A 15871-nucleotide genomic window follows, 5' to 3' on the forward strand; every position below is an offset into this window, starting at 1 on the left:
TGCTCATAGCCCGAACCTTCTCTGGAGGCCGCCCAGCTGGCCGGGCAGCTGCGGAGTCCGGCCCCCCTGCTGCCCGCCGTGCGGGCCGCCGCCCGGTACGCCTTCCTCGTGCGGGACAGCACCCGTCGCCTGCTCGGCCATCAGCACCTCCGTGGACTGGATGAGCACTGTGCCCGCCCCGACGAACTCGAACTGGTGCTCCTCGCCGGAGGCTCCGCCGATGCCCGTCATGGCCCGGATGCCGCCGAGTACGCCCTTGAGGTAGCCGTGGTCGTAGTGGTGGCAGGGCGAGGGGCAGTCCGCCCAGCCGACGAGGGCCTGCGGGTCGACCCGCACGGGCGGCTCGACGAAGTGCACCTCGCCGTTGGAGGCGGCCACGAACTTGCCCGTTCCGATGAGCGTCAGGAAGCCCGGAATGATCGACTGCTTCAGGGACAGCGTCGGTTCGAACGCCAGCAGGTTGCCGGAGCGCACCGTGAGGTTGCCGTCCTCCAGGTCGTAGGAGTTGACATCGAAGGCGCGGTCGGCGAGCAGCATCTTGCCGCTGCCCTCGGCGACGACCCAGTCCGCGGCGTGCAGTGGTGAGTGGAAGCTGGTCGCGACGAGCCGGTCGAGGTGGCCGTGGCCCACGCCGTTGAAGTCGATCTGCCCGTAGTAGGCGATCATCTTGCCCTTCTGCAGGAACCACTGCCCGTTCAGGTCGACGCAGAAGGTGTAGCTGTTGACGTTGTCGTTCGACGGCAGCGTCCTGACGTCCAGGATCTGCGGTGCGGTGGTCACAGCTTCTCCTCACTTGCCTGTACGAACACGACGCCGTTCCCGGAGAGTTCGAGCTGGAAGGCCTCACCCGAGCCGCGGCCCACCATGTCCCGCCAACCCAGGGCGGTGGACAGCTTGTTGCGCACGTCGCCGTGGTGGGCCACATAGGCCTGCGGGTCGACGTGCACCGGACCGGCGGGGGTGACGGGCAGCTGGATGATGCCGCCGTGCGCCATGACCGCGACCGCGCCCTTGCCCTTCAGCGTCGTCGTGAACAGGCCCTGGCCGCTGACCTGTCCGCGCACCATGCCCATCACGCCGCCGTCCGAGCCGAGGAAGAGCGTGCCCTGCTCCAGCGTCCCGTCGAAGGCGAGCAGCCGGTCGGCCTCGACGCAGAGGGTGTCGCCGTCCAGGTTGATCACCTCGACGTGGTGACCGCCGTGCCCGAACATGACCGTTCCCTGGCCCTCGACGGTCATCAGCGGCGTCGCCTCGTTCGCCACGCGCCGCCCGATCATGTTCATCAGACCGCCCTGCCCGCCCTGCATGTTGGGCGTGAAGCGGACGTCGCCCTTGTAGGCGATCATGGCGCCGCGCTGGCTGAACATCCGCTGCCCCGGCATCACCTGGGCCTCGACCATCTTCGAGCCGATCTCGCGGAACGGCATCACACATCGCCCCCCAACGTGTTGCGCTCGCTGGGCTGCACGTAGACCAGCCCGTCGCCCTCGAAACGGATCTGGAAGGACTCCCCGGAGCCCTCGCCCATGAGGGTGCGGAAGTTCACACCGGTCTGGAAGTTCTGCCGGAGATCGCCCTGGTGCGCGATGTACGCCCCCGGGTCCACCTGCAGCGGCATGCCCTGGGTGACGCGCAGCACCACGGCGGTGCCCGCCGACATCAGGGCGGCCTGCCCGGTCCCCTCGATCGTGGTGGTGAACAGGCCGGTGCCCTGCGAGGCTCCGCGCAGACCGGTGAAGGTCGTGCCGGTGCGCAGACCCGCCTCCGCGCAGAGCAGGTTGCTGGCCTCGACGTGCAGGGTCTCGTTGTCGAGCCGGACCAGGTTGATGTCGCTCGCGCGGTCGGCGAAGTAGCACGTCCCCTGCCCCTTCACCTCCATGAGCGTCATCTGCTCGCCGGTGAGGCGCCGGGTCACCATCCCGCGCAGGCCCTCGCCGCCGCCGGACAGCTTCTTGAAGGCCATCTGGCCGTCGTAGGCGACCATCGACCCGTTCTTGGCCTTTACGGAGTCGCCGTTCATGGAGACGGCGAGCACTCTGGCGCTGTGAAGTCGGAACTGAGCCACGTGCGAAACCTACCCTGGGCTGGGCGGGTGAGGGCAGGGGCTGCCACAATGGCCAGCGCTTGTGCTTCCCTTCACAAACGATCGAGGATCTGCCGTGGCCATCCTGGAAAACCCCACCGGTCTCCCGCCGAAGTCGGTCTCCGCACTGCGCCGTCTCCGTCTGGTCTCGACCCCCGAGGCGATCTCCTTCCTGTTGCTGCTCGTCGCGTCCGTGCTGAAGCGGACGACCGAGTTCAACGCCGTGCCGGTCCTCGGAGCCGTGCACGGCGCGCTCTTCGTCCTCTACGTCCTGTTCTGGGCGGACGCCTGGAACAGGGTGCGGTGGCCGCTCGGCCGTGCGGCGCTGCTGTTCGTGCTCTCCGTGCTGCCCGCCGGCGGCTTCTTCGCCGACAGGCAGCTCAGGCGTGAGGGAGAGGCGGGCGTCATCGCCGCCCGCGCGCGCAAGGAGCAGAACGCGGGCGCGGCCGAGTCATGATCGTCGCCTTCTCCGTGACACCGATCGGTGTGGGTGAGGACGTGGGCGACTACGTCGCGGACGCCGTACGCGTCGTCCGCGACTCCGGTCTGCCGCACCGGACCGACGCCATGTTCACCTCCCTGGAAGGCGACTGGGACGCCTGCATGGAGGTCGTACGGAAGGCGGTGGCGGCCGTGGAGGAGCGCGCACCGCGCGTATCGCTCGTCCTCAAGGCCGACATCCGGCATGGCGTGACGGACGGACTCACCTCGAAGGTGGAGTCGGTCGAGCGTCACCTCTCGGGCTGAGCACCTTCCGTCACCTCCCGGACGGGGCGCCTCCGGAGAGGAGCGCGATGCCCAGCGCCGTGCGCTCGTAGAGCACTTGGTGGCGTACACGGCGCGAAGTCAGCAGCCCCGCGTCGCGGAGCGATGTGAGGTGCGCGGAGACCGACGACGGCGCGAGCTCCAGACGGGCGGCAAGCGCCGTCGTCGACGCCGGGTCGTCCAGCGCGCTCAGTACGGCTGCCCGGTTGGCCCCGAGCAGCCGCGCAAGTGCCTGTGCGGAACCGGCGGTGGGCCGCTGCCACAGGTTGCCCACGCCCCGCGCGGCGTAGATGACGGCCGGCTGCCAGGGCGGGGCGAAGCCGCTCACCACGTCCGGCCACACGAAGACGCTGGGCATCAGCAGCACCCCGCGTCCGCGCAACTCCTGCACCAGCAGCTCGCGGTAGCCGGTACGCACGGACAGGGTGCCCTCGCTCCACGACAGCCGGGGATGCAGATCCGCGAACAGCCGCTCCAGGCCCCCTTCCGCCAACTGCCGCGCGCGGTAGGCGATGTCGGCCTCCAGCAGGTCCCGCAGCCGCGGCCAGTCCGGGGCGATCAGCGCCCGCCAGGCCCGTTCGGTGAGGTCCGCCAGTTCCTGTACGGCACGGGCCGGGTCGTCCAGCATCGCCCGGCCGCGGGCGGACCGGGCGGCGCCGGGCGTGCTCGCGAGTGAGCGGACGAGTTCCGCGTGGGCCAGAGAGGGGTCGGTACCGCGGACGCGCTCCAACTCCTCCCCGAATCCGGCCGGAGCGCTGCCGGATTCGAGGGCGGGCGGGCCGAGGAAGTCCGGTGTGTAGCCCCCGTGCTGCGGCATCAGCAGCCAGAGAGGTGCGAGATCGATCCCGCTCACGGCGGAGTGGATCCTGCGGAGCCACGGCAGGTGGTAGCCGTGCCGCTCGGTGCGCCGCAGCGTACGCACGGCCTCGTGCGTCTCGCACAGCGGTGAGACGGCGAACCGGCAGCGCAGCAGGTCTTCGGTGCCGAACTGGAGATGCAGAGGCATGGCTTCTCCCTGATCCGTGATTCGGCCGGTGCCGAAAGAGTAGAGGTGCGCGGCGGGCCGCGACAGGCTCCCCGCATGCCGTCCCGTACCGGTCACGAAGACACCGCCGGCCCCCGGCCGCAGTCCGGTGGGCACCACGGGGGAGCCGGTCCCGTCCACCCCGGCAAGGGCTATCGGGCTGTGTTCCGGGTGCGGGAGTTCCGCTTCGTCTTCGCCGCCCACGTGCTCTCCCTGCTGGGGGGCGTCGTGTCCCATGTCGCCCTGCCGGTGCTGGTGTACACCGGCACCGGCTCTCCGCTGCTGTCCGCCCTCACCTTCGCGATGGGATTCCTTCCGCATGCGCTCGGCGGCGCACTGCTGGCACCGGTCGCCGAGCGGTTCCCGTCCCGTCCTGTGCTCGTCGGCTGCGATCTCGTCTGCGCGGCGTGCGTCGGGGCCATGCTGCTGCCGGGCATGCCGGTGGCCGGGCTGCTGGCGCTGCGGGCCGTGTCCGCCTTCGTGCAGCCGTTGTTCGCAGGGGTGAGGGCGGCCGGACTCGGCGAGTTCCTGGCGGGGGACACCTTCGTGCTCGGACGCTCGCTCATCAGGATCTCCGCGCAGGCCGCCCAGATCGCGGGCTTCGCCGCGGCAGGTCTGCTGCTGCTGGTGCTCAGCCCGCAGGGCGCGCTGCTGCTGACCGTGGGGGGATTCCTCGCATCCGCCGTCCTGCTGCGGCTGGGGACTTCCCCCGGGCGGGGCCGCGCCGGCCGGAACGCCGCCACGGGGCGGTCGCCGGCGGGCGGGCGGACACGCGGGGGAACCCGTGCTCTCCTCGCCGACCGCAAAATCCGGGGGCTTCTGGCACTGTGCTGGCTGCCGCCCGCCTTCGTCGTCGTCCCGGAGGGGCTGGCGGCGCCCTACGCCGCCGAGATCGGAGCCGGCCCCGTCGGAGTGGGGCTCCTGCTGGCGGCGATGCCGGTGGGCGGGGTCACAGCCGAACTGGCCGCCGGCGGACTGCTGAAGCCCGCGGCCCGTGAGCGGCTCGTGCTGCCGCTCGCCGGCAGTCTGCTGCTGCCCTTCCTGCTCTTCGCGCTGCGCCCCGGCCTGTTCCTCGCGCTGGGTGCGCTTCTCGCCGCGGGCATGGGCCTCGCGTACACCCTCGGTCTCGACCAGTGGTTCATCGATGCCGTGCCGGAGGAGCTGCGGGCCCGTGCCATGACCGTCATGTCGTCCGGCCTGATGACGGTGCAGGGCCTGGGCATGGCGGCCGGAGGCGTCGCCGCCGAATTCGCGCCGCCGCACTGGGTGGTCGTGGGTGCCGGGGTTCTCGGGACGGGTGCGGTCCTGGCGGCCGTACGTGCGGTGCGGGCGGCGCGGACCCTGCCGGGGAACCCGGTCGCCGCACGGCCCCGCGGCCGGACGGGACGGGCGTGACGCCGCGGGACGTCACGTGGCGGGCAGGGTCACCTCCCACGTGTCGGCGGCGAAGTGGAGCGTCATCCCGTGCGCGGTGTAGAGCCGCAGGGCGCCCGTCGCGTTCGCGGTGTCCACGCCGAGGCCGATCCTCTCCCGTCCGCGCGCGGCGTAGACGCCGAAGGCGTGCCGCAGGAGATGGCTCGCGAGGCCCCGGCCTCTGGCGGGCGCCCGGACGCCCAGGTTGCGGATCCAGGCCATGGCCGAGCGGTCGTCGCGTGTGAGGACCACGGCCACGTCGCCCAGGCCGTCCAGCGCGGCGATCCACACGAGCGACCAGTCCATGCCCTCTCCCAGATCGTGCAGCCACTCCTCGTAGCCGCGCGGATGGTGGCCGAAGTGATCGGCGAAGGTCTCCTCGACGAGTTCGTGGGCACGGCGGCGGTCCGACTCGTCCCGGCAGTCCCGGAGGGTCAGCCCGCCCGGGGCCGGGGGAGCGGTGTCCTCCGCGGCGGACAGCGGGCGCGTGAGGACGTTGTGGCGGCGTACGGTCCGCCACCCCCGCTCCCTCAGCTCGGCGGTGTCCACAGTGGTGGCGGCCGCCAGCGTGAGATGGACGACGGCATGATCCGCGCCGGTCCCCGCGGCGCTCTCCACGGCTCGCGCCTCCATCAGCCCGAGCAGTCGCCCGCCGGCACCCTGGTGTCCCGGCCGTACGTAGAGGTCGGTGTCGACGCGCTCGGCACTGGAGTCGTTCCACAGCAGGCCGTAGGCGACCAGTTCGCCGCCGTGGAACGCGAGCCACGAGTTCCGGGCCAGATCCGCCTGCGGGTGGCCGAGGTCGTTCGCGACCGTCCGCAGGTCGGTTTCCGGGGCGCCCGTCTCGGCGACGTCGACGGTGTTGAGCAGCTCGCATATGACGGGTGCGTCCCCGGGGACGGCCGGTCTCACCATGAGGGGCATGTGCATGCCGCCACCTTCGGGACGGCCCTGTGCGGGCACAACCGTTTTTCCCCGCCCCGCCCCGCTCGCCCCGCCCCGATCCGCTCCACCTCGCCCCGCGCGTGCCCGGCCGCCCGGGCCCGGGCCCGGGAAGCGCCCGCCTCGTGAGACGGCTATGGCCGGCATGTGAGCGCCCACTAGGGTCTATGGCGTGTCCAAGCCGCTCAGTCTGACCTTCGATCCCATCGCTCGCGCCGACGAGCTCTGGAAGCGACGGTGGGGGTCGGTCCCGTCCATGGCCGCGATCACCTCGATCATGCGTGCGCAGCAGATCCTGCTGGCCCAGGTCGACGCGGTGGTCAAGCCGTACGGGCTGACCTTCGCCCGCTACGAGGCGCTCGTGCTGCTGACGTTCTCGCGGGCGGGAGAGCTGCCGATGTCCAAGATCGGCGAGCGTCTGATGGTTCACCCCACCTCGGTCACCAACACGGTCGACCGGCTGCAGAAGTCGGGGCTCGTCGCCAAGCGCCCCAACCCCGACGACGGTCGCGGAACCCTCGCCTCCATCACCGGCAAGGGCCGCGAGGTGTGCGAGGCCGCGACGCGCGAGCTGATGGCCGTGGACTTCGGGCTGAGCGTGTACGACGCGGAGGAGTGCGGAGAGATCTTCTCGATGCTCAGGCCGCTCCGGATCTCCGCCGAGGACTTCACCGACGACGGCTCCTCGGAGGAGTAGGAAGCGGGGCTCGGCGCCGGGCGGCGTATGCCCGGGGTGCTGTGAGGCGATGCGGAACGCACCGCTACGCTCGTCCCATGAAGAAGTCCGTGCTGACCCGTTACCGGGTGATGGCCTACATCACCGCTGTGATGCTGCTCGTCCTGTGCACCTGCATGATCTTCAAGTACGGCTTCGGCACCGGCGAGGAGATCACCTTCATGGTCTCCCAGGCCCACGGGCTGCTGTACATCGTCTATCTGGTCTTCGCCTTCGACCTGGGCCAGAAGGCACGCTGGCCCTTCGGGAAGCTGCTCTGGGTGCTGGTCTCCGGGACGATCCCGACCGCTGCCTTCTTCGTCGAGCGCAAGGTCGTACGCGAGGTCATGCCGCTGGTCGAGGACGGCCGGGACGACCGCACCGCCCCCGCGAAGGCGTAACGCAGGCAGCCGCTCCGGCTCCGCTCCCGGCCGTCTCACCCGTCACTGCTGTTCAGCCCGTCCGCACGGCCCCTCGGTCGACAATTACTAGGACGTCCAAGTAAATTCGAGTGTATGGACGCACACGAGATTGAAGAGGGCCGGCGCCGCTGGCAGTCCCGGTACGACGCCGCCCGCAAGCGGGACGCCGACTTCACGACGCTCAGCGGCGACCCCGTCGACCCCGTGTACGGTCCGCGCCCCGGCGACACCGTGGAGGGCTTCGAGCGGATCGGCTGGCCCGGCGAGTATCCGTTCACGCGCGGTCTGTATCCGACCGGATACCGGGGCCGCACCTGGACCATCCGCCAGTTCGCGGGCTTCGGCAACGCCGAGCAGACCAACGAGCGTTACAAGATGATCCTGGAGGCGGGCGGCGGCGGCCTGTCCGTGGCCTTCGACATGCCGACGCTCATGGGGCGCGACTCCGACGACCCCCGCTCGCTCGGCGAGGTGGGACACTGCGGGGTTGCCATCGACTCCGCCGCCGACATGGACGTGCTCTTCTCCGGCATCCCCCTCGGCGACGTCACCACGTCGATGACGATCTCCGGTCCCGCGGTGCCCGTCTTCTGCATGTACCTCGTCGCTGCGGAACGGCAGGGCGTCGACCCGGGCGTGCTCAACGGCACTCTGCAGACGGACATCTTCAAGGAGTACATCGCACAGAAGGAGTGGCTCTTCCAGCCCGAGCCCCATCTGCGGCTGATCGGCGACCTGATGGAGCACTGCAGCCGCAACATCCCCGCCTACAAGCCGCTTTCGGTGTCCGGCTACCACATCCGGGAGGCGGGCTCCACGGCGGCACAGGAGCTGGCGTACACCCTGGCGGACGGCTTCGGCTACGTCGAACTCGGCCTCAGCCGCGGCCTGGACGTCGACACCTTCGCGCCCGGCCTGTCCTTCTTCTTCGACGCCCACGTCGACTTCTTCGAGGAGATCGCCAAGTTCCGTGCCGCACGCCGGATCTGGGCCCGCTGGATGCGCGACGAGTACGGGGCGGTGAGTGAGAAGGCGCAGTGGCTGCGCTTCCACACCCAGACAGCCGGCGTCTCGCTGACCGCGCAGCAGCCCTACAACAACGTCGTACGCACCGCCGTGGAGGCGCTGGCGGCCGTGCTGGGCGGCACCAACTCCCTCCACACCAACGCACTCGACGAGACGCTGGCCCTGCCCAGCGAGCAGGCCGCCGAGATCGCGCTGCGCACCCAGCAGGTGCTGATGGAGGAGACCGGCGTCACCAACGTCGCCGATCCGCTGGGCGGTTCGTGGTACGTCGAGGCGCTCACCGACCGCATCGAGGCCGACGCCGAGAAGATCTTCGAGCAGATCAAGGAGCGCGGACGCCGGGCGGTCCCGGACGGCAACCACCCCATCGGGCCGATCACTTCGGGCATCCTGCGCGGCATCGAGGACGGCTGGTTCACCGGCGAGATCGCCGAGGCCGCGTTCACGTACCAGCGTGCGCTGGAGAAGGAGGACAAGAAGGTCGTCGGCGTCAACTGCCACCACGGCTCGGTCACCGGCGACCTGGAGATCCTGCGGGTGAGCCACGAGGTGGAGCACGACCAGGTACGCGCACTGGGCGGCCGCCGCGAGAAGCGCGACGACGCAGCCGTCTCCGCGGCGCTCGGCAGGATGATGGAGGCGGCGCGCGGCGAGGCCAACATGATCGAGCCGATGCTCGACGCGGTACGGGCCGAGGCCACCCTCGGCGAGATCTGCGGCGCGCTGCGGGACGAGTGGGGCGTGTACACGGAGCCGCCGGTCTTCTGACCCGACGGTTCCGTCCTTCCACGGCCGGCTCCCCGCCGTGCCCGGCAGTTGCGCTGTCCGTCAGAATGGCGGCCGGCAACTGCCCCGTACCTTGAGGAGCCGGCCATGAGGGAGCCACCGGGCGGCTCCGTGGAGGGACAGCCGCAACTGCGGCGGGAGCTGGGCGTTCCGGACGCCGTCGTGGTCGGCCTCGGGGCGATGCTCGGCGCCGGGATCTTCGCCGTGCTCGCGCCCGCCTCCGGCGCCGCAGGGTCCGGCCTGCTGTGGGGTCTGGCGGCTGCTGCCGTGGTGGCCTACTGCAACGCGACGTCCTCCGCGCGGCTGGCCGCGCGGTATCCGGCCGCGGGCGGTACGTACGTCTACGGCCGGGAGCGGCTCGGAGAGTTCTGGGGCTACCTCGCGGGATGCGCCTTCGTCGTCGGCAAGACGGCCTCGTGCGCGGCGATGGCGCTGACCGTCGGCTCCTACGCCTGGCCCGGCGAGATGCACGCGGTGGCCTGCGGAGTCGTGGTCGCCGTGACTGCCGTGAACTATGCGGGAGTTCAGAAGTCCGCCTGGTTCATCCGTGCCGTCGTCGCCGTCGTCCTCGCCGTGCTCGCGGCGGTCGTGGTCGCCTCGCTCGCCTCCGGACGGGCGGACGCGGCACGGATCGGCGGCGGCCCGGACGCCGGCTTCACGGGAATACTCCAGGCGGCCGGCCTGCTCTTCTTCGCCTTCGCCGGGTACGCCCGCATCACCACGCTCGGCGAGGAGGTGCGCGACCCGGCGCGCACCATTCCCCGGGCCGTTCCCCTCGCGCTGGGCATCGCGCTCGGCGTCTACGTCGCCGTCGCCGTCACGGCCCTGGCGATGCTGGGACCCGCGGGACTCGCGCGTACGGCCGCGCCGCTCAGCGACGCGGCCGCCGCTGCCGGAGTGCCCGGTCTGGCGCAGACCGTGCGCGCCGGTGCCGTGGTCGCCGCCCTCGGTGCGTTGCTCGCCCTCGTCCTGGGCGTCTCACGGACGGTGATGGCGATGGCCCGGGACGGGCATCTGCCGCGGGCGCTGGCGGCCGTGCACCCGCGCTTCCGGGTGCCGCACCGCGCCGACCTCGTCGTCGGGGCGGCAGTGGCCGTACTGGCGGCCACGGCGGACGTGCGGGGTGCGATCGCCTTCTCGTCCTTCGGAGTGCTGGTCTACTACGCGATCGCCAACGCCTCGGCGTGGACGCTCACTTCGGCCGAAGGCCGCCGTCGCCGCGTCGTCCCCGCCGTGGGACTGGCCGGGTGCCTGGCGCTGGCCTTCGCCCTCCCTCTGCCGGCGGTCCTCGCGGGGAGCGCCGTACTGGCCGCCCTCGGAGCCGTCCACGGACTGCGGCGCGCTCTGGCGGCGGACCGCCGCTGAGGACGGCGCGAGACGGCGGGGCTGCGCGAGACGGCGAGACGGCGGGAACGGCCGAACGGGGGACGGCGGGGGCGCGGGCTCCTCAGGCGGAGCCGTCCTGGTAGCCGCCCTCGGAGCCGCCCTCGCCGCGGCCGCGGGGCGCGGACGCAGCGACCAGGCCGTGCAGCAGAAGCGTCGTGAACGCCTCCGCCCACTGCTCGTCCACCGGTTCGGCACTGACGAGCGTGCGGTGCACCACCGCTCCCGCGATGACGTCGAAGATCAGATCGACCAGCCGCTCGTTCTCCTCCGAACTGGCGGCGTCCGGCGGCAGTTCCCCGCGCGCCTGGGCCCGTTCGCGCCCCTGCAGGACGAGGTGCTTCTGCCGGTCGACGATCGCTTCCCTGATGTGTTCCCGCAGCAGCGGGTCATGGGTGGACTCGGCGACGACGGCCATGAGGGAGGCGTTGGTCTCGGGGCGCTGAAGCATCCTGGCGAAGGAGATCACCACGCCCTCGATGTCTCCCCGCAGGCTGCCCCGGTCCGGCAGCTCCAGCTCGTCGAAGAGGGCGGCGACCGCGTGCACGACGAGTTCGCCCTTGTTCGGCCAGCGCCGGTAGAGGGTGGTTTTCGCCACTCCGGCGCGCGCGGCGACGTACCCCATCGTGAGCTTGCCCCACCCGACCTCGACGAGCGCCGCACGGGTCGCGTCCATGATGGCGGCGTCGGCCTGGGCGCTGCGCGGCCTGCCGACGCGGCGGGGTGTGGGGGCGGGGGACGGCATGGCGCCAGACCATATCGGCCCGAATGCCGCGGGGAACAACGGGTGCCTCCCCGCGGGGGCTTGCGTCACCAGGGGGCGCAAGGGATACGCTACGGAACGTATCGGAACGGGGAACTTCCGGTGCGACGACCAGCGGCCGGGTGGGGACTCGGCACACAGTACTGCGGGAAAGGGGGAGACTGGACCCATGCAGCCACGCAACATGTCCATGAGCGGAGCGGTCGACCTCTCCGCGGTGAAGGCGGCCGGAGAGGCCAAGCAGAAGGCGGAGCAGGCAAGGGCCGCTGCCGCCGAACGGGGCGGAGCCGACGCCCCGGTGAGTCTGGTGATCGATGTCGACGAGGCGGGCTTCGAGGCGGAGGTGCTCCAGCGTTCCGCCGAGGTGCCCGTGGTCATCGACTTCTGGGCCGAGTGGTGCGAGCCGTGCAAGCAGCTCTCGCCGGTGCTGGAGCGGCTGACGCGGGAGTACGCCGGGCGCGTGCTGCTCGCGAAGATCGACGCCGACAAGAACCAGATGCTGATGCAGCAGTTCGGCGTGCAGGGCATCCCCGCGGTGTTCGCCGTGGTCGCCGGGCAGGCGCTGCCGCTCTTCCAGGGGGCGGCCCCGGAGGCGCAGATCCGCCAGACCCTCGACCAGTTGATCCAGGTCTCCGAGGAGCGCTTCGGCATCACCGGTCTGCAGGGAGTCGCCGGCGACGACGCGGAGCAGCCGGCCCAGGCGCCCGAGGCGCCGGAGGACCCGGCACTCGTCGCGGCTCAGCAGGCCCTGGACGCGGGTGATTTGAACGGCGCGGTCCAGGCGTACCAGAACGTGCTGACGGGAGACCCCGGCAACGTCGAGGCCCGGGTCGGCCTGGCCATGGCCGAACTTCTGCGCCGCGTGCAGGGGCTCGACGCGCAGCAGGTGCGCAAGGACGCGGCGGACCGTCCCGGTGACGTCGAGGCTCAACTGCGTGCGGCGGACCTGGACATGGCGGGCGGTCACGTCGAGGACGCGTTCGGACGTCTTGTGGAGACGGTGAAGAGGACTTCGGGAGACGACCGGGAAGCTGCACGTGTGCGCCTGTTGGACCTGTTCGAGGTGATTGGCGCCGAAGACCCGCGGGTAGTCACTGCGCGTAGCGCACTGGCTCGCGTGCTGTTCTGAGCGGCGCGCAGGTTCACATACGCACCGTCACGACACATTGTTTTAGCGACAACAGCGGCTGTGTTTTACCAAACTTTGGTAAACGCAGTCGCTGTTACTCGTAGTAAGTGATGAGGCGGTCTTTGGCCGTTGATGTCCGGGTTGATTCCAGGTCACGTGCCCGGGGGGTGACGACCCTGTGTGTCTGCTCTATGCTGATCGGCCGCCGTCCAGTTATCTGGCCGTTACTCGCTGGTAACGCACCCCCTTGTGCGCAGCCTTCGGATGGACCACGATCGGCCAAGCTCGGTCCATTGCCCGCAGCCCGGCAACCATTCGGCGCACCGCAGGCATTGGATCCCCACCGAGCAGACCGGCAAGCAAGCTTGAGCCCCATCCAGTACCACCGCCGGTCTTCCGGGCAGGGGGGTCTCCGCCGAACTGGCAGAGCCTGTCCGAACAAAGCAGGTTGCGCGTGAGCGTGGCCAGTGGTTGTCGCTCGGGGGTGATCGCCGACAGCTCGGACGTGACGTACTCCGTACGTCTGTCGATGACGGCGCTCTCCTTCCCGAGGACGTAGCACTTCTCCCATCCCAGGTCAGGGAGCGGGCCGTTTCAGGAGCGGCTCGTCCAGGCCGGAGATGTACGTCCGAGAAGGAGGAAAGTCATGGAGTCCCTGGCTCGTGGCGGGACCAGATGGAAGCGGTTCGCCGTCGTCATGGTGCCGAGTGTCGCTGCGACCGCAGCGATCGGTGTCGCTCTCTCGCAGGGTGCGCTGGCGGCATCGTTCAGCGTTTCGGGGCAGCAGTTCAAGATTGCTGCCGACAAGCTCGAAGGCACCGGGTTCGTTCAGTACGGAGCCGTCGACTCGACGAAGGCCGGTAAGAAGCCCGTCGCGGTTGTCGGTTTCAACTCGGCGAAGATCAGGAACCTTTGCCAGTCCGTCGTCGTGCCGGTACCGGCCTTCGGCGACGTGACGATGAAGCTGGGCGCCGGCGCTGCCGGCGGCCCGGAGGTCGAGGCGAAGAAGCTCTACGTCGACGCCGACGACATAGCCGCCAATGCGACGTTCAAGAACGTCGACATCGGCGTCGCCGCGGACGAGACCACGAAGGGTCCCGGTCCGAACAAGGGCGACAAGTACCTGCCCGGCTCGTTCGCGCAGCAGGCCGACACGGCGACATTCACGGATGTCAAGCAGCGTGCCTGGGCGACGACCGCCGGCACGTTCAAGCTCAGCGGGCTGAAGATGGCCGTGAAGAAGGGCAAGAACGAGTGCTACTGACGGGCACTCACTGACCGCACGAGTGCGGAGCGGCTGCTCCTTGCCGCTCCGCGCCCGTCCGGTCGGCTCCACCAACGCAAGCTTTGTGCCAGTCCCGAGGAGCTGTACGACATGAGCGCCGAGACGCGACAAAGGCCGACTTCCGGATTTGGCCAGAAGCGCAGTTCGTTCCGGGAGTGGCGTGGACAGCGCCCGTTCTGGGGCGGGTTGCTGACCCTCCTCGCCGGTATCCCCATCATGTACATCCCGTACCAGAACTTCACGCTGGGTTCGCTGACCATCCGGATGTCCACGACGGCGGGCGCCGGCTCGCTGATCATCGGCGTGCTGCTGGTCGTACTCGGGCTGACGATGTGGTTCCAGCCGCAGTCGCGGGTCTTCGCCGGAATCGCGGCGATTCTGCTGTCCCTGGTTTCGCTGGTCGTGTCGAACGTCGGCGCTTTCATGATCGGGTTCCTGCTGGGACTGCTCGGCGGTGCGCTGGGCGTCGCATGGGCCCCGGGGAAGCCGCCGGCCAAGCGTGAGACCGCCGCAGACGGACCCCAGGGCGCGGGCACGACGGACACGACGGAGCAGGGGCTCCCCAGCTCCGCCCACTCCTCGGCGTCCGGTTCGGCAGGTGTGGAGGGCAAGGAGGCGGGCTCGGGCACAGGCCTCACGGGCACGGCCCAGGACGACCTTTCAGTCTTTGGAACGGCTCCCTCGTCCGGAGCCGATGCGAACCACGGGAACGGGAGGCACCGTGCCGGGTGACGAGGTGCATGAGGAGGCGGGTACGTCGGCGCAAGGAGCGCCCGACGCCGGCCGCGGGAGAACCGGACCGCGCCACGCGGCTCCGAGGAAGCCGCTGCTGACCCGTCTGCATGTCCCCGCGGGCAAGGCGATAGCCATCGCGGCGATGCCGTCCGCGGTCCTTATGGGCATGGGGCTCACCCCCCAGCTGGCCAATGCCAAGCCGCTGCCCAAGAACCCCTTCAAGCCCGGCCCTTGCGTCTCTCAGCCCGACAAGGACGCGGAGGACGAGAAGAAGGACGAGGCCGGGAAGGGCGAAGCAGGCGGCGAGCAGGGCCAGGACGGCTCCGGCGACTCCGCCGGGGACGGCGCCGGCACCGACGAGCCCGGTTCGGGCTCCGGTTCCGGGCCCGAGAAGCCTGAACCCGAACCGTCCGAGCCTCCCTCGTCCGGTGGCGGAAGCGGCGGAAGCGGCGGCGGTTCCGAGGAGCCCGAGCCCTCTCCGAGCCCGTCGGACCCCGAGGAGGGCGACGACGAGGAAGAGGAAGAGGACGACGGTGGTTTCCTCGGCGGCATCGGGGATGCGATCGGCGACATCCTGAGCCCGGAGGAGAAGAAGGAGAAGGCCGAGCAGGAGGAACAGGAGGAGAAGGAGGCGGAGGAGAAGGCTTCCAGCCCTGCGCCGTCCGACTCGGGTTCCTCCTCGTCCAAGTCCGGCTCCGAGCCCGCCGACGACACAGTCGGCAAGGTGGGCGACGGCCTGAAGGACACGGCCGACAAGCTGGGCGAGACCGCCGGCGACGCCGCTCAGGGCGCCGAGGACGGGCTCTCCGGCGACAAGGCGGAGTCCCAGAAGGCGGGCAAGGACGGCAAGAAGGCGTTCCCCTGCGTCGAGGCGAAGAAGGACCCGGGCGAGGACGAGCAGACCCCTGCCACGCTGCCCAACGACCCGTGGACGCTCGAGGCGAGCTCTCTCGGGCTGCACGGCCTCGACTACAAGGGCGTCGTCAACCTCCGTACCGCGAACGGCAAGACGAAGCAGGCCCTGAAGTTCACGGCCAAGAGCGTGGACATCGGCGACCTGCACCAGATCGTCGACGCTCCGGACGGCACCAGGTACCACGTCCGGGCGGCCAAGGGCTCGACGTCCACCATCCGCGACGGCCAGGTGACGATGTACACGGAGCGGCTCAAGGGCAACCTCTTCGGGCTGATCCCGATCACCTTCGACCCGGAGCACCCGCCGCCGCTGAACATCCCGGAGGCGTACTTCACCAACGTCGAGGTCAAGCAGGCCGGCCAGTTCGGCGGCAACCTGACCGTACCGGGGCTGAGTCAGAGCATCGACTGAGCCGAACGCCGGCGGCACCGCCGCACCGCACCGCACAGGAGGGCCCGCGACCTCGGTCAAGAGGTCGCGGGCC

The 15871-nt window shown here is 70.5% G+C and carries 17 protein-coding genes; 11 read left to right on the plus strand and 6 right to left on the minus strand.

Annotated features, from left to right (window positions below):
* Positions 1 to 3: 3 nt before the first annotated feature.
* The 3 genes from ACFPA8_RS06645 to ACFPA8_RS06655 are packed head-to-tail and all read right to left on the minus strand — an operon-like array spanning position 4 to position 2065.
* Complete coding sequence (locus ACFPA8_RS06645; RefSeq protein WP_386443691.1) at positions 4 to 780, minus strand: AIM24 family protein; 777 nt, start codon at positions 778 to 780, stop codon at positions 4 to 6.
* Positions 777 to 1427 carry an AIM24 family protein gene (locus ACFPA8_RS06650; RefSeq protein ID WP_386443694.1) on the minus strand — a complete coding sequence of 217 codons (651 nt, stop codon included), beginning with the start codon at positions 1425 to 1427 and terminating at the stop codon, positions 777 to 779. The genes ACFPA8_RS06645 and ACFPA8_RS06650 overlap by 4 nt, the downstream gene beginning before the upstream one ends.
* Entirely contained in the window at positions 1427 to 2065 is a 639-nt protein-coding gene (locus tag ACFPA8_RS06655) for an AIM24 family protein (RefSeq protein ID WP_386443696.1), read from the minus strand. Before ACFPA8_RS06655 ends, ACFPA8_RS06650 begins: the two co-directional genes overlap by 1 nt.
* 94 nt (positions 2066 to 2159) lie before the next feature.
* Here ACFPA8_RS06655 and ACFPA8_RS06660 point away from each other — a divergent pair, with 94 nt between their 5' ends.
* Both ACFPA8_RS06660 and ACFPA8_RS06665 read left to right on the plus strand, forming a co-directional pair.
* Positions 2160 to 2540 (plus strand): DUF3817 domain-containing protein, encoded by a 381-nt coding sequence (locus ACFPA8_RS06660; protein WP_386443699.1) that lies wholly within the window; start codon positions 2160 to 2162, stop codon positions 2538 to 2540.
* The gene (locus tag ACFPA8_RS06665; protein ID WP_386443702.1) at positions 2537 to 2830 is read left to right on the plus strand and encodes an MTH1187 family thiamine-binding protein; all 294 of its coding nucleotides are present in this window, start codon (positions 2537 to 2539) and stop codon (positions 2828 to 2830) included. The genes ACFPA8_RS06660 and ACFPA8_RS06665 overlap by 4 nt, the downstream gene beginning before the upstream one ends.
* 10 nt (positions 2831 to 2840) lie before the next feature.
* Here ACFPA8_RS06665 and ACFPA8_RS06670 read toward each other — a convergent pair whose 3' ends face one another.
* The gene (locus ACFPA8_RS06670) at positions 2841 to 3854 is read right to left on the minus strand and encodes an ArsR/SmtB family transcription factor (RefSeq protein ID WP_386443705.1); all 1014 of its coding nucleotides are present in this window, start codon (positions 3852 to 3854) and stop codon (positions 2841 to 2843) included.
* 75 nt (positions 3855 to 3929) lie between these two features.
* Between ACFPA8_RS06670 and ACFPA8_RS06675 the strand changes: the two genes are divergently transcribed.
* The gene (locus tag ACFPA8_RS06675) at positions 3930 to 5267 is read left to right on the plus strand and encodes an MFS transporter (RefSeq protein WP_386443708.1); all 1338 of its coding nucleotides are present in this window, start codon (positions 3930 to 3932) and stop codon (positions 5265 to 5267) included.
* A 12-nt stretch (positions 5268 to 5279) separates the two neighbouring features.
* Here ACFPA8_RS06675 and ACFPA8_RS06680 read toward each other — a convergent pair whose 3' ends face one another.
* On the minus strand, positions 5280 to 6209 hold the full coding sequence (locus ACFPA8_RS06680; protein ID WP_386444681.1) for a GNAT family N-acetyltransferase: 930 nt from the start codon (positions 6207 to 6209) through the stop codon (positions 5280 to 5282).
* Between the two features lie 190 nt (positions 6210 to 6399).
* Here ACFPA8_RS06680 and ACFPA8_RS06685 point away from each other — a divergent pair, with 190 nt between their 5' ends.
* The 4 genes from ACFPA8_RS06685 (at position 6400) to ACFPA8_RS06700 (ending at position 10541) form a co-directional block, all read left to right on the plus strand.
* On the plus strand, positions 6400 to 6924 hold the full coding sequence (locus ACFPA8_RS06685; RefSeq protein WP_386443711.1) for a MarR family winged helix-turn-helix transcriptional regulator: 525 nt from the start codon (positions 6400 to 6402) through the stop codon (positions 6922 to 6924).
* Positions 6925 to 7001: 77 nt separating this feature from the next.
* The gene (locus ACFPA8_RS06690) at positions 7002 to 7343 is read left to right on the plus strand and encodes a DUF3817 domain-containing protein (protein ID WP_386443713.1); all 342 of its coding nucleotides are present in this window, start codon (positions 7002 to 7004) and stop codon (positions 7341 to 7343) included.
* A 114-nt stretch (positions 7344 to 7457) separates the two neighbouring features.
* A complete protein-coding gene (locus ACFPA8_RS06695; protein ID WP_386443716.1) occupies positions 7458 to 9158 on the plus strand; it encodes an acyl-CoA mutase large subunit family protein in 1701 nt (566 codons plus the stop codon).
* A 105-nt stretch (positions 9159 to 9263) separates the two neighbouring features.
* Positions 9264 to 10541 carry an APC family permease gene (locus ACFPA8_RS06700; protein WP_386443719.1) on the plus strand — a complete coding sequence of 426 codons (1278 nt, stop codon included), beginning with the start codon at positions 9264 to 9266 and terminating at the stop codon, positions 10539 to 10541.
* 82 nt (positions 10542 to 10623) lie between these two features.
* On the opposite strand, the gene ACFPA8_RS06705 is transcribed toward ACFPA8_RS06700, so the two are convergent.
* Entirely contained in the window at positions 10624 to 11304 is a 681-nt protein-coding gene (locus ACFPA8_RS06705; RefSeq protein ID WP_386443722.1) for a TetR/AcrR family transcriptional regulator, read from the minus strand.
* A 187-nt stretch (positions 11305 to 11491) separates the two neighbouring features.
* Between ACFPA8_RS06705 and ACFPA8_RS06710 the strand changes: the two genes are divergently transcribed.
* The 4 genes from ACFPA8_RS06710 to ACFPA8_RS06725 all read left to right on the plus strand — a co-directional run bounded on the left by ACFPA8_RS06710 (position 11492) and on the right by ACFPA8_RS06725 (position 15798).
* Entirely contained in the window at positions 11492 to 12451 is a 960-nt protein-coding gene (locus tag ACFPA8_RS06710) for a tetratricopeptide repeat protein (protein WP_386443725.1), read from the plus strand.
* A 646-nt stretch (positions 12452 to 13097) separates the two neighbouring features.
* Positions 13098 to 13715, plus strand: coding sequence for a DUF6230 family protein (locus tag ACFPA8_RS06715; protein ID WP_386443728.1), 618 nt, complete (start codon positions 13098 to 13100; stop codon positions 13713 to 13715).
* A gap of 111 nt (positions 13716 to 13826) precedes the next feature.
* Positions 13827 to 14468, plus strand: a complete 642-nt coding sequence (locus ACFPA8_RS06720) for a DUF6114 domain-containing protein (RefSeq protein ID WP_386443731.1) — start codon at positions 13827 to 13829, stop codon at positions 14466 to 14468.
* Positions 14458 to 15798 carry a hypothetical protein gene (locus ACFPA8_RS06725; protein WP_386443734.1) on the plus strand — a complete coding sequence of 447 codons (1341 nt, stop codon included), beginning with the start codon at positions 14458 to 14460 and terminating at the stop codon, positions 15796 to 15798. The genes ACFPA8_RS06720 and ACFPA8_RS06725 overlap by 11 nt, the downstream gene beginning before the upstream one ends.
* The last annotated feature ends 73 nt before the right edge of the window (positions 15799 to 15871 follow it).

This window comes from Streptomyces ovatisporus (genome assembly GCF_042653885.1).
GTDB classification, from domain to species: Bacteria; Actinomycetota; Actinomycetes; order Streptomycetales; family Streptomycetaceae; genus Streptomyces; species Streptomyces ovatisporus.